General features: G+C 66.8%; 10 protein-coding genes. 6 read left to right on the forward strand and 4 right to left on the reverse strand.

What is annotated here, in order from left to right:
* Window positions 1–116 precede the first annotated feature (116 nt).
* The 3 genes from HUT19_RS40110 (at window position 117) to HUT19_RS40120 (ending at window position 3,572) form a co-directional block, all read left to right on the forward strand.
* Window positions 117–1,043, forward strand: a complete 927-nt coding sequence (locus tag HUT19_RS40110; protein WP_176186105.1) for an ATP-binding protein — start codon at window positions 117–119, stop codon at window positions 1,041–1,043.
* Window positions 977–1,822 (forward strand): hypothetical protein, encoded by an 846-nt coding sequence (locus HUT19_RS40115; RefSeq protein ID WP_176186107.1) that lies wholly within the window; start codon window positions 977–979, stop codon window positions 1,820–1,822. The genes HUT19_RS40110 and HUT19_RS40115 overlap by 67 nt, the downstream gene beginning before the upstream one ends.
* 793 nt (window positions 1,823–2,615) lie before the next feature.
* Window positions 2,616–3,572: a LysR family transcriptional regulator gene (locus HUT19_RS40120; protein ID WP_176186109.1), complete on the forward strand. Its 957-nt coding sequence runs from the start codon at window positions 2,616–2,618 to the stop codon at window positions 3,570–3,572.
* 339 nt (window positions 3,573–3,911) lie between these two features.
* Here the strand turns inward: HUT19_RS40120 and HUT19_RS40125 are convergent, their stop codons facing one another.
* Window positions 3,912–6,377: a penicillin acylase family protein gene (locus tag HUT19_RS40125; RefSeq protein ID WP_217712339.1), complete on the reverse strand. Its 2,466-nt coding sequence runs from the start codon at window positions 6,375–6,377 to the stop codon at window positions 3,912–3,914.
* Window positions 6,378–6,757: 380 nt separating this feature from the next.
* Window positions 6,758–7,528, reverse strand: a complete 771-nt coding sequence (locus tag HUT19_RS40130; protein ID WP_217712340.1) for a glycosyltransferase — start codon at window positions 7,526–7,528, stop codon at window positions 6,758–6,760.
* Between the two features lie 628 nt (window positions 7,529–8,156).
* Here HUT19_RS40130 and HUT19_RS40135 point away from each other — a divergent pair.
* From HUT19_RS40135 to HUT19_RS40145, 3 genes are all read left to right on the forward strand, one after another.
* A complete protein-coding gene (locus HUT19_RS40135; RefSeq protein ID WP_176186113.1) occupies window positions 8,157–9,287 on the forward strand; it encodes a DegT/DnrJ/EryC1/StrS family aminotransferase in 1,131 nt (376 codons plus the stop codon).
* Window positions 9,284–10,786, forward strand: a complete 1,503-nt coding sequence (locus tag HUT19_RS40140; RefSeq protein WP_176186115.1) for a VOC family protein — start codon at window positions 9,284–9,286, stop codon at window positions 10,784–10,786. The genes HUT19_RS40135 and HUT19_RS40140 overlap by 4 nt, the downstream gene beginning before the upstream one ends.
* 223 nt (window positions 10,787–11,009) lie before the next feature.
* Window positions 11,010–12,218, forward strand: a complete 1,209-nt coding sequence (locus HUT19_RS40145; protein WP_176186117.1) for an RNA-guided endonuclease TnpB family protein — start codon at window positions 11,010–11,012, stop codon at window positions 12,216–12,218.
* 13 nt (window positions 12,219–12,231) lie between these two features.
* On the opposite strand, the gene HUT19_RS40150 is transcribed toward HUT19_RS40145, so the two are convergent.
* The gene (locus HUT19_RS40150) at window positions 12,232–13,671 is read right to left on the reverse strand and encodes a glycosyltransferase family 4 protein (RefSeq protein ID WP_217712341.1); all 1,440 of its coding nucleotides are present in this window, start codon (window positions 13,669–13,671) and stop codon (window positions 12,232–12,234) included.
* Window positions 13,672–13,676: 5 nt separating this feature from the next.
* Window positions 13,677–13,925 carry a hypothetical protein gene (locus HUT19_RS40155; protein ID WP_176186121.1) on the reverse strand — a complete coding sequence of 83 codons (249 nt, stop codon included), beginning with the start codon at window positions 13,923–13,925 and terminating at the stop codon, window positions 13,677–13,679.
* Between the last annotated feature and the right edge of the window lie 786 nt (window positions 13,926–14,711).

Here is a 14,711-nt window from a genome sequence, read left to right on the forward strand (position 1 = left end):
TGAGAGCGGACCTTCGTGAGGCCAGGTGGCCTTCAACTCTTCACGCGACTGCCGGGCGTGGCGAACGAGAGGGGAAAACGCCACGTTCTGGGAAATCCCTCAGTGGCAGAAGGGGCATGATCGTCGCGGCCGAGGGGGAGAGGGAGAGGGACGCCGCAGTGATCGTCGCCCCGGTCGGGCACAGCGCGTACGGGACGCGGGACGGCGAACAGCCCGCGCGATGGGTGGAGCGGGAGCGCGAACTCGCCGTGCTCGGCGACCTCGCCAGGCGGACCGCGGCGAGCCATCCCGGCCTTGTCGTCGTACGGGGGCCGGACGGCATCGGCAGGACGGCGTTGCTCCACGCCCTCACCGCGGACGCGCGCTGGCTCGGGCTGCGGGTTCTGCACACGCAGGCCGCCCCGGACCGGCGCACCCTGCCGCTGGGCACCGTGAGGGCCCTTTGGGGGCCATGGCCGCCGACACACTCCCGGACCCGGCCACGCCGCCGCGGCAGCCGACGCCCGGCGAAGGCCTCCCGCGACCCGGCCGGGGCCCCCCACGGAGCCCTGACCGGATGGCACGAGGCTGTGCGCACCACCGCGGCGCGAGGCCCGCTCCTGATCGCGATCGACGACGCCCACGAGGCCGACCCGGTGTCGCTGCGTTGCCTCGCGTACACCGCGCGCAGGCTGACCGAGCTGCCGGTCCTGCTGGCGCTGGGCCGGCGCGAGGGCAACGCGTGGACCCCGCTGGACGAGGCGGCGATGACCCAGCCGCTGTGCGGCGTCGTGCGGCCACGGCCGATCACCTCCTTGGGCATCGGCCGAGTAGCCCGGCGGCTTACCGGCGCCGACGCCGAGGCGCGGTTCCAGGCGGACTGCCTGGCGGCCACCGGCGGAAGCCCCCTTCTGGTCACCGCGCTGCGGGCGATCATGACCTACCCGCCTTCCGCGCGTGCGTCGTACGGCTGCTGCACCGTCAGCCACCGCCGACCGTGCGGGCCGCCCAGGCCGTCGCGGTACTCGGCGACGCGGCGGACCTCGAGACCTGCGCCCAGCTAACCAGGGCCGACGCCACCACTTTTGCCCGTGTCCTGTCCGCCCTGGACTCCCTCGGACTGGCACACGCGTCCTCCCGTACGGACGGCTGGTCCTTACGCATCCCGCCGTACGGAACGCGGTCCTGGCCGACACGCCGGCCGAGCGACGTGCCGCGCCGCACGGCCGGGCGGCCCGGTTGCTGCACGACGGTGGGGCACCCCGCCTCGGACATCGCCGAGCATCTGCTGCGGTCCCGGGTGACGGCGGATCAGCCGTGGGCACGGGCCGTACTGCTGGAGGCGCCGAGCAGGGCGATGCTCGACGGCGCGGTGGCACGTGCGGTGGAACTGCTGCGTCGGTGCGTGCCGGACGGCGCGGCGGACGCCTGTGACCCGGACCTGGTGGCGGAACTGGGCATCGCCGAAAGCAGGGTGGACACGGCGGCCGGTATCCGGCATCTGACGGCGGTCCTGGATCGCGTCTCCCGCCCGGGTCTGCGGTTCGCCTCCCTCAGCGCGCTCGTCGGTGGACTGGCGCGTACGGGCGAGGTGGACCGCGCCGTCACGCTCCTCGCTCGGCACCGCTCCGCCATTGCCGGTACCGCGGCCGGGGCCGCGAGCGCGAGGCTCCTGGAGGCGGACATGCTGATGGCCGCCACCGACAGCGTTGCCAACCGCCAGGATCGAATGGCCCCGCTCCGACAAGCCCGCTCGGAAGCCCGCGACAAACGGCCCTATCCGGCCACGCACCCTCCTCGTTACCGACTTTCGGGCACACCTTCGGGTCAGAAACATGTGTAAGTTGATCCGTATCGATCGCTCCATACAGAGATCGGATGTCGCTCCGAGGTCGAGGTCCAGCTGATCGGGAAGCCGGCCGCGGCAGCTCCGTGGCCTGGACAAGTGCCTGGCGAAAGGTCTGGCTGATGAAGTCGGTTCGTCTTGCGCCGGAAACGATTGAAGGCCTGCTCGCGAAGGCGCATCCGCGGTGCCGGTGTGGGCGGCACACGCCGACGCCACCGATGAGGAGTGTCGTGGGCCCGGAACACCGCACGGTGGGCGTACGCTTCGGGGGCAGAGGACGCCCATCTGGGCTTTCATGGCTGTCGTGCCTACAGCCGGCGATGGTTCTGCCCGCGTGGCGGGTGCGCTCCTGCCGATCGCCGAACTGGACATCGACCGGACGTGGCGGATGGCCGGAACCACGACCGGTTGATCCGCCTGACGGACCGGGTTCAGGAGATGTTGTCCGATACCGGGATCTCCGCCTGCCACCTCCCTGAGCGCGCAAGGTGGAGAAGTGCCGCTCGTACAACGCAGATCGACCCGACCAGGTTGCTGTTCAGGACGTGCAGGCTCGCAGCACCGTAGCTGCCTGACCCGCTGAGATACGCCGAGAACTGATGATTCTGACAAAGGGTGTTCCGACGTGAATCGAATGCTACCGAAACCTGGACACACGCAGGCCCCGCACCCGAACCGAGAACCCGCTACCTTCAGGTTTGGTACCCCTGGCAGATCCGGTAAGGCAAGACCATGAATGCAGCATCTGAACTAAACAGCGTGGCAGGAAGAGCAGGAACTGGTCAAGAAAATGTCATATGATCCCGCCAACACCCGTGGCCCTGACATCACCCGCTCGCCAGAAGCGACAAGCGTCGCCCACGATCCGTTGCTCAAGATCGACTTCAACTTACTCATTCCGTTGCAGGCCCTCCTCGCCGAGGCGAACGTCACGCGCGCAGCGGAGCGGACCGGGGTCACCCAGCCGGCCATGAGCGGGTCTTTGGCCAAGCTGCGACGCCACTTCGGCGATCCATTGCTGACGCGGAACGGACGCAGCATGCAGCTGACGCCGTTCGGCGCCGCACTGGTGGAGCCGGTCGACCGTGCCGTTGACTCTATGCGTTCGGTATTGGGCAGCCGCAGCACGTTGAAGTCCCGCCTGGTCAGCCGCACGTTCACCATCGTGACCAGTGACTATGTCTCGATCGTCCTCATCAAGCCACTCCTGCAATCGCTCTGGAACTCTAATCCGAACGTGTCGCTGAAGATCGTCCCACTCAGCGACGACACGCTTTCGCCACTAGAAGGTGACGAATGCGATCTCCTCATAGCACCGAGATCGATGTTGCCGCAAGGTAAGCTGAATTACCACAGCCGCCACCTGTTCACCGACAGGTTCGTGGCGGTCGCGGACGCAGACAACGCAACTCTCGGCGAGAGCATCGCATTCAATTACATCACCGAGCTGCTCCAAGTCAATTCCCTGCGAGGCGTGAAAATGCCGGGCATCGAAATAGACCCTGCTCTGGCCGTAACCGCAGGAAGCTTCAGTGAGCGGATGTACCTGGTCGCGGGCACACCGATGATAGCGCTCGTCCAATCACGACTTTATGAGCTGTTCGGACGGGAAATCGGCTTACGCGCAATCCCTCTCGAGAGCGAAATTTCCTTGTGTGAAACCATGTACTGGCACCACAGACACGCCGCCGACCCGGAACACATCTGGCTCCGCGACGCGCTGAGCGACGTCGCACAGTCTCTCTGATGATGCATCAGTCCCCTTCGCGGGGCAGCAGGACCGCATCGGCGACGGTGAGACCAGCGCCGACGCCGACACCAGGCCGAGGAACCAAGGGTGCTCGCCGGCACCGCTGGTCCACGGGCAGCGCGACCGAGGAGAGCACGCCCCGGCCCGCCATCCGCTGAGCCAGCAGACGACTGCGTAGGCAGGCTGCATCACGTCGATGCGCCGAAGGTCCATCGCCCCGGCAGCGCCTTCGATCACCTCACGGACCGACCACCCCAGCAGGGACTCGAACTCCGGGGAGCACCTGAGCACTTCCTCACGGCCACTCGGCGATATGTCGAACAGATGTCAAACGATCTAGGATCCACGGACAACAGTGGTCCGCAGGTGCGGGTCGGCTCGAATTTCCGCCTGAGTGTACAGACAGTCTCGGACTTTTCCTTGCGCAAACAGCGCCTGCTGGTCGGCAAAATGTGGCGACGCCGGATCAATTGACTCGGAAAAGGTGAGCAGACCCTTCGCCTGTGGCCCTTTTCCGGTGAACCGAACGGCAAGCAGCATGCTCGTACCGGTGTTCACCTGATACCCGTCCTTGGTCAATGTGTCGCCTCCGGGCACAACTGGCTCCAGCGTTGTCCCGGGAGTCGACGTGTACTCGATGACGTTCATGGCCCCGAGCACGTCAGGCGCACCTGGCGCGGGCAGCTCATGCCCGCCCTTGGTGCTGTGCTGCACCGCGCCGAGCGGGACGTCCAGCGGGAATCCTGCCGCTTCCAGCGTCTGCTGGGCCCTTTCCAGTGCTGGTCCCAGCACGGCCGGATCGGGACGCGGAGAGCCGGGAGTGTGCACCGGATCGCGCTGGTCGAACGCGGATGAGAACAACGGACCTACGGTATCCAGGGCGTCGGGGTGCGCGGCCAGCACCTTCGACAGCATCTCGCGCCACAGCACCGCGCCCCGGCTGTGCACCTGGAAGCGTCCGTCCCAGCCGTCCAGCACCGCGCATGCCTTGCTCACATCGCGCCAGCCGGCTTCGGTGGATCCGGCGTACACGTCGCACAGTTGGCGCACCGGGCCCAGCAACGACCGTGAGCTCAGGGTCTCGTTGGACAGGACCGCGGACACCAGCTCATCGAGGGTGAACCGGTGGGCCGGCCCGGGATCTGCGAGCAGCATGGCATTGAGCCTGGCCCGTGCTGGCAACGCCGCCCGTTCTTCCCCCAACTGCGCTGGAAATCCCTCGATCGGACTCTGCGGATTCACTATCCACGGGGAGTTGTTGGCATTGAAGACGTAGTCCCGGCGGGTGAGTTGTGGCCACCGCGAGGGCGGCAGCAGCCCCGCCGCAGGGGCTCCCGGTTCTTCCCGCCATTCCTGTTCCGGATCGCTTCCGTCCAGGAGCCCGATCGGGCTTGCAAGCCATGCTTGAGTCGCCTTGGGGGTAAGGTCGGGGGTGCTCGCGGCATCGTCGAACCAGGACGCCCCGGAACTGTCCGCCGCCACCGTGTTCAGCCACGGCGTGCCGAACTTGGCATTCTGCGCGGCGACCTCGGCGACGCTGCCGGACCTGGCCATGGCCAGCCAGAAGTCGACCAGCCGAGTATTCCCCGCATTGGCGTCGCGGAACTCGATTGCGCTGGTGCTGGTCCAGCCATAGCTTGGATCAATCGATGACAGATTGACGATCGGTCCGTGCTCGCCGGACCACAGCGTCCTGCTCACCATCTTCAGCCGGCCGTCAGCCTTCTTGACCGGCACGGTCACCACCTTTGCCTGCATGTGCAGGATGCGGTCGCCGTGGCGGAAGCTTGTCGGTTGTCCCGGCACCAACTGGAGCTTGTCGAACGTGTACCTGGCCCCCGGAGCAACCGTGTGGGTCCACGCCACTCGTTCGTTGAAACCGATCTGCACCCCGGGCAGGCCGCCCACCCCCGCGCCGTAGACGTCGAGCACGCCGGGGACCGTGAGTTGGCTCTCCCACAACTGGAGTTCCCCCTCCCACGGGAAATGTGGATTAGCCAGCAGCTCTCCCCGGCCGGAGTCGGAGCGTTGACCACCGATGGCCCAACCGTTGCTGCCCAGCGCCGCGGTGTTCCTCTTACTGGTCAACAAAGGTCGGACCGCGTCGGCCACCGCGGCCGCTGGAACATGCGGTGCCGACACCGCCTGATCGCTCGGCGGCCGTGCGACGGCGATTGCCGGGAGCGCGACCCGCCCACTCGACACCATGGCGATGTCCTGTTGGTAGGCCAGAAGATCGACCGCTGAAATGCGTCCGATCCAAGGCTGACCCGCACACCAACCACGGACACCGCCCGGCCCGACCGCGGCCAGGTATTGGTTGTATCCAGCGGCATAACCCTCAATCATCGATCGCGCATCGGGAGAGATCCTAGGCAACGCCTGCCTGGCCTTGTCCACCAAACCCAGTGCCCGGTAGCCGACGTCAGATGCTAAGTTCTGGTCCCCGGGGCCGGCACCGAGCCACCGCGAGCGCTCACCCCGCACCTTGACCACCTGGTCCGCGAGATCACAGAGCCGATCCTCGGCGTAGGCCCAGCCCTGCCCGAACGCTGCGCTCCCGAGATTTGCCGCCAGGATGTGCGGAATCCCGTAGTTTGTCCGTCGAATTTCGGCACGGTAGCCGGGCCCGGCGACCGCAGACTGCTGGTAAGCGGGGGGTATGATTTCGCCACCCACCCTAGCTGAAAAAACCGCCGGCATCAGCAACGCAACGACGATAGCAAAGGCTTGCAAAGAATATGGTGCCCGACGCGGTAACTGAACCATCAACATGATCGTCGGGTCCTGCTGGAGGAACACACAGATATTACCTCCGCCGAGTTGGTGCTCACGGACGGTTCCATTGCCAGCGGACGGCCTGCGGAACCCACACCACCAGGGATAGCCCTATTCTCCCGCTTAGGCTGCAAGATCACGGCCCGGTTGTCAAGGGACGTTGTTACGTAAAGCATTAACTCCGCCTTCCCGGACGCGCATCATGTGCACGCGTTGTGCCTCTATACACGAGTCGGCGCCCGATGCATAGAACGCACCTGACCGGCAGCATGAATAATGTGCGCGAGCTGATGGCCGCCGCGCGGCGTCACGGTCGACGTGGCAACAGCAAGAACTCGCGGCAGCACAGCATGATCGTGACAGCACCGACGACACGAATGTTCATAGCCTGCAGCCCTGGCAGATCAACAGCGGGTTCTGGTCGTGGGGTCAGAGCGCGACGTGCCGTGCATGCGACAGACCGCGGCGACGGCGGCAATCCCGTCGCGCACCGGGCGCAAGGTCGAGCCGGGCGCGTCCCGCCAGGTCACAGGAACCTCAGCGATCCGCAGCCCGTCGGCGTGGATGTGCTGCAGCAACTCCACGTCGAACGCGAACCCGGCGTTTCTGCAGCGGGCCAGCGCCGCGGTGATCGCACGACGGTCGAAGAACTTGAAGCCGCACTGGGTGTCGTGGACGCCGGGCACAAGCGGCCGCGCGACGGTGCGGAACACCTGGCTTCCAACCCGACGCACCAGCGATCGGGGCGTGGCGAAAGCGCCGCCGGGGGCGTGCCGTGACGCGATCGCCGCCGCGGCACCGTGGTGGAGCTCGGCCAACACCTCGATCAAGGTGGCTACCGGCGTCGAGAGGTCGGCATCGGTGAAGCCGACGTAGCGCGCGCTGCTGGTGCGCATCCCGCGCAGTACGGAGGCACCCTTGCCGGCTTGTGCGCAGCCGATCGTCACGACCTCGGTGCGGCCACGCACGGAACCCGCCACTGCCGACGTGTCGTCGTAGCTGCCGTTGTCGACCACCACGATCCGCGCGGACCACGGGCGGGTGTCGAGGAATCCGACCATGCGATCGAGCGTGTCAGGCAGCCGTACAGACTCGTTGAACGCTGGGATCACCACCTCGACCTCAACCGGGCCGCGCATCGCCGACCGAGGAATTCTGGACTCGAACCGCCGCACGCCCGCCACCCGAGACCCCGCCTGCATGGACCCGCGTCCCATACGATACGTCACCGCCTGCGCTCGGCTCGACCCATCACATCGAGTTGCAAGTGCTCGCACCAAGGAGCCCGGTTGTCGCCCGTGCGACGGTACGCCCTCAGGACGTGTTTGAGAAGGACTGGCGGGCCACGCGACAGCGGCGGTCCCGTCGTTGTCGGTGACGGGTGAACACGACGTAAACAGAGGTACCCGCCGGGCGTCAGTACGAGCAGCGGTCGCTGATCGAGTCCTTGCTGCCTGCGGTCAACTGATGCTAGACAGGTTTCATGTGAAGCGCTGCTCCGCACAGCTGGCTGTGGCTTAAAACGACCACAAAGATGGGGAGTGTCAGCTTCGGCGGACGGGGGCGCCGTGAAGTTCGCCACCCTGGTGTTCGCCTGGACTGTGAGGTAATTTCACACATCATGAGAAGTTCGGGGTCGCCCGTCGGCATCCCGGTTGAATCCTTGTGCGAACTGCCTCCGTCGCGGCCCTTCTTCGCCCGGCCCGATAATGACGCGCAGGTTTCCTCAAAGGTCTATGCCTTCGAACGGCTGACGGCCGGCCGGTGTTTATTCCGATTCCTCCCGACACGGAAAGCGACGTCATGATTAATGTCTTCCAGCCGAGCCTCGGCGAGGAGGAGTTAGCGGCTGTTCGCGAGGTGTTCGAGAGCGGCTGGCTGGGCCGTGGCCGTCGAACCTCTGCCTTCGAGGTTGAGTTCGCCTCTCACATCGGGGTCGGCAGGCAACACGTCACCGCTGTTAACTCCTGCACAGAGGGCCTCTTCATGGCCATGGAGCTGTTGGACATCAATCCCGGCGATGAGGTGGTGATGCCGTCCGTGAGCTTTGTGGGCGCGGCGAACGCTGTGGCGAGCCGTGGTGCGGACCTTGTGTTCTGTGATGTCGACGAGCGGACGCTCAATCCTCGCCCGGAGCACGTGGCCGAAGCCTTGACCGACCGGACAAGGGCTGTCGTCGTGTTGCACTACGGCGGCAGGCCGGGATGGATCGGCGATATCGCCATATGGTGTCGGGAGCGCGGGATACCGCTCGTCGAGGACGCGGCGTGTGCGGTGGCATCGTCCGTCGACGGCGTCGCCTGCGGTACCTTCGGTGATATCGGGGTGTGGAGCTTCGACGCGATGAAGATCCTCGTTACCGGCGACGGTGGCATGCTCTACGCCCGTGACCCCGATCTGGCGGCGCGCGCTGCGACGATGGCCAACCTCGGCCTTCTCCAATCCAGCGGGTTGGCTGCGGCGTCGGCCGGCGTCGCCGATCGATGGTGGGAGTTCGAGGTGTCGTCGTTCTCCCGCAGATCTGTGACGAACGATCTGGCGTCGGCCATCGGATCAGTGCAGCTGCGTCGGTTACCGACCTTCGTCCGACGGCGCAGGGCGATCGCAGCCGCCTACCGGCTAGGCCTCGCCGACCTCGGCATGCTCCGCTTGCCTCCGGAGCTGCCGGAAGGGCACCTGTCGTCCGAGTATCTGTTCTGGGTCCAGTTGGAGCCTCGGCGCCGCAACGAACTCGCCCGGCACCTTCGGCAGCGCGGCATCTACACCACTTTCCGGTACTTCCCCCTTCACCGGGTCAGCGCCTACGGCCCACATCACTCGCCTGCGGGAGCGGCCAGGGCGGCTGCGACAACTCTCCTCCTGCCGCTGCATCAGGCATTGGACGACGCCACGGTGCAACAGATCATTTACGAGGTCCGGGCGGTGGCGTCATGAACATCGGACGGGCTCTCCTTGGTACCGACAGCATGCCGTGTCTGCGCGTTCCGAACCTGGCCGCCGCCGTCGAGCACTACCGCACCGTCCTCGGCTTTGAGAACGTGCAGCTGCTGACGGACCCGCACCCGGTGGCGGTGGTCCGCCGGGCCGGGGCGGGGCTGTTGCTGCAGGAATCGGATCATCGGGTTCATCAGGGTGGCTGGGACGCAGTCTTCTTCGTCGCGCGGATCGACCAGATCATGGCCGACCTGCGCCGCAGGGGGGCGACCATCCAGTTCGGCACGGGTATATCCGCCGTCTCGGCGCGGACGGTGGAGGCTCGCGACCCGTGGGGCAACGTGCTGGCGTTCTGCGAGTCGGAAACCGGGTTGGGGCATTCCTTGCAGCAGCTCGCTCGGCGGGCCCTTCCGGCCAGAGCCCGGGTCGCCCTGCGAGACGCTCGCCAGGCTCGCGAGGAACGACCGCATCTGAACGAGTTCGCCCAGTTCTACCGCGGACTGGCCGACCAACGCGATGTCTTCTACATGTTCTTCACCGGCGGGCTCCTGCATTGGGTGGTAAGTGCGATCAGGCACGTGCCGACCGACGTGAACCTGGTCCTGCTCGGCTCGGACCTGCCGGAGGAAGACGAGACATGGCTTCGGCGGAACGTCGATCGCCCGTTGCATGTCGTCCGGCTCGGTATCGACGACAACACCATGTGGGAGTTTTTGTTCGAGGTCAACGAACACAACTTCGGCTGGATCGACATCGACTGTTTCGTCCTGGAGCCGCAGTTGTTCGCGGACATCAGCCGACTCGACGACGGGGTGGCCGTCAATGGTGTCTGGACCTACGAGGCGGCGCTCTCAGTGCCGATCGCCTGCACGCACTTCGCTTTCCTCGACGTCGGGGTGATCCGGGCGATGCGCCGCGCACAGCAGCCGATCAGCCCGGCGAACTACGACTACCGCGGTATGAACGTGTTCCTCCACCCTCGGACGAACTGCCGCATCCTCACCGGCCCGCAGCAGAGCCGGTTGCTTCGTGTGCTGCCCGCGGACGAACGCGGCCGACCGCTGCCTCCTGGTGACGGTCCGTTTTTCGACACCCTCGTGGCCTATCAGGTCGACGCCGCGGCGGCCGGCTACCGGACGCATGCCGTACGCCCGCTCGCACATCGGACGGAGGCGTCGCTGCAGGTCGAAGAGGGCGCCGACCGACCGTGGCAGCAGGACATGACCGATGAGGTGGTGCACGTCGGCGGTGTGAGCTACTACCAGCGGCACTTTCACGGAGTTGATCTTCGCGCCATGTACGCCGCCGCCGAGTACATGCTCCTTTCGCGATTGGTCGACCGGCTACCGCACACCTACTCGATGATGTTGGCTGGCCTGCTCGCGGATCTCGAATACCTTGGTGTGCAGAGCGCGGATGCCGAAGACCTGATACGACGTCATCTCGTCGTTGACCGGGGGATATCGCCGGAGAGCGCCGCGCGAGTGATCGGCGGATAGGTCAGGTGCCGACTGGCTGGGTCCGGGAACGCGCTGCGACGGACCCGGCCGGCCGGCGCGTTCATCGGGATTCCTCCGTGGATACCCCGGCGTTCAGGCTGGGGAGGAAACGGCCTCCTGCGGAGCAGGGCAGGGAGAGGTGAATCGCCGTCAGGGCGATTCGGCGTGTGCCCGCCAGTGGTCGACGCCCTGTACTCACACAGGAATTGATAGAATGTGAGGCATGACGCAGCAGGTGAAGCGGGCGTTCAAGTATCGCTTCTATCCCACGGACGAGCAGGCGGCGGAGCTGTCGCGTACGTTCGGCTGCGTCCGTCTCGTCTACAACCGGGCGCTGGAGGAGCGCACCCGCGCCTGGTACGGCGAGCAGCGCCGCGTCTCCTACGTCCAGTCCTCCGCCGCGCTGACCAAGTGGAAGAAGACCCAGGAACTCGCCTTCCTTGCCGAGGTGTCCTCCGTTCCGCTCCAGCAGGCGTTGCGCCACCTTCAGGCGGCGTTCGGGAACTTCTTCGCCAAGCGGGCCGAGTATCCCCGGTACAAGAGCCGGAAGAAGTCTCGCGCGAGCGCGGAGTACACCCGCTCCGCCTTCACCTGGCGTGAGGGGCGCCTGACGTTGGCGAAGATGACCGCTCCACTGGATATTCGCTGGTCGCGCCCGCTCCCGGAGGGGGCGGAGCCGACCACGGTGACCGTCTCCCGGGACGCGGCGGGGCGCTGGTTCGTGTCCCTGCTGTGCGAGGACACCATCGCCCCCGCCCCGGCCACGGACGCGGCGGTCGGTATCGACGCCGGGATCACGTCGCTGGTGACCCTGTCCACCGGGGAGAAGATCACCAACCCCGGGCACGAGCGCCGCGACCGGACCCGGCTCGCCAAGGCTCAGCGGGAGCTGTCCCGCAAGGCCAAGGGCTCGAACAACCGGGAGAAGGCCCGCCGGAAGGCCGCCAGGGTCCATGCTCGGATCGCCGACCGCCGCCGGGACTTCCTGCACCAACTCACCACTCGGCTCGTCCGTGAGAACCAAACGGTCGTGATCGAGGACCTCACCGTCCGCAACCTGCTGAAGAACGGCAAGCTCGCGCGCGCCATCTCCGACGCGGCCTGGACGGAACTGCGCTCCATGCTGGAGTACAAGTGCGCCTGGTACGGGCGCGAACTCGTGGTGATCGACCGTTGGTTCCCCAGCTCGAAGCTGTGCGGGGCCTGCGGCACGGTCCGCGGGAAGCTGCCGCTGAACGTCCGTGAGTGGACCTGCGACTGCGGCACCGTGCATGACCGTGACGTGAACGCGGCACGCAACATCCTGGCCGCCGGGCTGGCGGCGTCTGCCGGTGGAGACGGTGTAAGACCTCAACGGGAGTCCTCCCGGACGGGGCGGTCGTCGGTGAAGCAGGAACCCCAGCGGGCGACCGCTGGGATCCCCCGCCTTTAGGCGGGGGAGGAAGTCAAACGCACGCCCCGGGAACGGAGGTCTTGGTGTCCGGCGCCGGCCTCGCCGCGATGTCCGGACCGGCGAGCACTTCGTGCCGCCCCGCCGTGCGTACCTGCACCGCGAACGCGCCGAGCTCCTCCAGCAGCGCCAGCGCGGCGAGGTCGTCGCAGCCCCGCAAGATCACCGCCATCCGGGTGCCGACGACGGCCACCTCGTCAGTCAGGCGCAGCCGTGCGAGTACGGCCGGTGGGTCGTCGTGGGTGAACCAGGCCAGAGTGGTCATGTCCGACCGCGCCGTGCGACGCTCCCGGGACGAATCGCACCGGGCCGCCAGCACGGACGCAGCCAGCAGCTCAGCCGACCGGTCCCACGTGAAGCGGCGTGCCCAGCGCTGGCACTCCTGCGCCACGGCGGCAGCCCGATCCGGGTCGGCCAGTTTCGTCAGCGCGGCGACCAGCGCCGCCGCGAAGGCCGCCGGGCCCGGCTCGGCGACCAACCGACCGGTGCGGCCATCGAGCACGGCGTCGCGGATGCCCGGCACATCCAGCGCCACGCACGGCACACCGGCCGCAGCGGCCTCCAGCACCGAGCAACCCCAGCCCTCGCCGTCGGACGTGCTGGTGGTGACCCAGGCGCGGCCCAGCAATGCGTCGCGGATGTTGTCGGGCACCCGGCCGTGCAGGGTGACGACGCCGGTGAGGTCCAGTCGCACGGACAGCTCCCGCAGCGCGCTCAGCTCGGGGCCGCCACCGACAATCTCGACACGCAGCTGCGGCAGTGCGGCGCGAACCCGGGCGACGGCGTGCAGCAGCACGTCGACGCGCTTGTGCGGCACGAGTCGCGAGACGAGCACGACGGTGGGCACCTCGGCCCGTGTGCGGTTCGTCTGCAGGAGCGGTACGCCGCCGTTGGGCACGATGTCGATCACTCCGTCGACTCGCAGCCGCATGCGCATCTCCTGCCTCGTGGAGGCGGACACCGCGACGCTGCGACTGCCGCGGTAGACCCACCGTGCGCAGTCGGCCTCAACTCGTCGTCCCACGGCGGCGACGACGGGCGGAAACCGCGTGGCGAATTGGTCCTGGTGCACGTGGTGGACCACCTGCACGACCGAAGCCTGGAGGAACAGGGGCGCGAAGAAGGGGATGCCGTTCTGGCAGTCGACGACGACGTCGTAGCGGTGCCCGGTGCGCAGCATCCGCCAGGCTGCGCACAAGTAAACCGTGAGCGTGCCGCCGGCGCGGTGGACGTCGACGCCGTCGATCTGTTCCCGTGCCGGCTGCCCGGGTGGCCGCGCGGTGAGGAGCGTGACGTGCGCGCCGGCAGCGACGAACCGTCGGGTTGTCTCGTGGAGGTAGTTTTCTGCGCCGCCGGACTCCGGATGGCGCACATCGCGCCAGTTCAGGACAAGGATGCGCATACCCGCCAGCTGTGGCAGGGCCCGCTGGGTCAAGGCGCTCATCCGCGACCGGACTCGACAGCGAACCCCACGGTCTGGCAGCGGGCCAACGCGCCAGCGACCACGCGGCGGTTGAAGAACATGAAGCCGCATTGCGTGGCGTGCGCACCGGACACCGGCGGGGACAGGTCGGAGTCGCCGAAGCCGACGAACCTTGCGCTGCTGGTGCACATCGTCCGCAGGACCGCGGCGCCCTTGCCCGCTTCCGTGCACCCAATCGTCACGACGTACGGGATCACGACCTCCACGGGACCGCGCATGACCAGCCGAGGCGTCCTCGAGCAGAGCCGCTCGCCGCCCGTCATCGGAGACCCGTCTGCATGGCACTCGTATCCCATACGTAACCGCCTGCGCTCGGATTAGCCCCGGAAGACACATCGACTAACAAATTGCCCGTATCAATAGGCCCGGTCGTCACCGAAAAGGGCGGCGCGTCCGTGGATTCCTCTCGGCAGACCCGGTGAGCCGAGGTTACACCGATGCCGGCCTGGGCGCTGCCGCTCACAGAGGAATACGGACCAGTCCTGACCGGATCGGCGCATCCACTGGCCTGGTGGAAGCGCCCAATGACTATTCGACCGGTCCGGCTTACCCTGCACCAGCGTCGCGCGCGATGCCTACGAATTCGTGGCGCAAACCATACTTTCGTTTACCCTCCACCACAGCGTCCGCAGTTACGTCTTCCCCGCGCCCCACGCTGCGCACCGGGCGGGTTGCTGGGCGGCCCCGACCTTCTGACGTATACCTCTTGATTATGAATCATATTGTTCTCCGTGATGGTTGAGATTTCCTTTTGCGGAGTCGGTGTCGGTGATACGGTCATCAGTGTCTAGGTCACGCCTGCTGGAGTCCGCCGGAATCTCTAGGAACCTGTGCGCAGTCGTCGACTGCTGGGTGTAATGCGGAAGCATATTGTGAGCCATTTTCATGGACGACGACTGGTATCCCACACGTTTGCACGCTGCGTCGAACTGAGGAGCGTCCGGCGGGGCTGAACCGTCCTGCCATACACGCTCTAGCGGAGGTTGCTGGTG

The organism is Streptomyces sp. NA02950, assembly GCF_013364155.1.
In the GTDB taxonomy this organism is placed as follows: Bacteria; Actinomycetota; Actinomycetes; order Streptomycetales; family Streptomycetaceae; genus Streptomyces.

Coding starts and splice junctions, on each gene's coding strand:
- HUT19_RS40120 (WP_176186109.1), top strand. CDS start 2,616: ATGTCATATGATCCCGCCAACACCCGTGGCCCTGACATCACCCGCTCG.
- HUT19_RS40135 (WP_176186113.1), top strand. CDS start 8,157: ATGATTAATGTCTTCCAGCCGAGCCTCGGCGAGGAGGAGTTAGCGGCT.
- HUT19_RS40145 (WP_176186117.1), top strand. CDS start 11,010: ATGACGCAGCAGGTGAAGCGGGCGTTCAAGTATCGCTTCTATCCCACG.
- HUT19_RS40110 (WP_176186105.1), top strand. CDS start 117: ATGATCGTCGCGGCCGAGGGGGAGAGGGAGAGGGACGCCGCAGTGATC.
- HUT19_RS40140 (WP_176186115.1), top strand. CDS start 9,284: ATGAACATCGGACGGGCTCTCCTTGGTACCGACAGCATGCCGTGTCTG.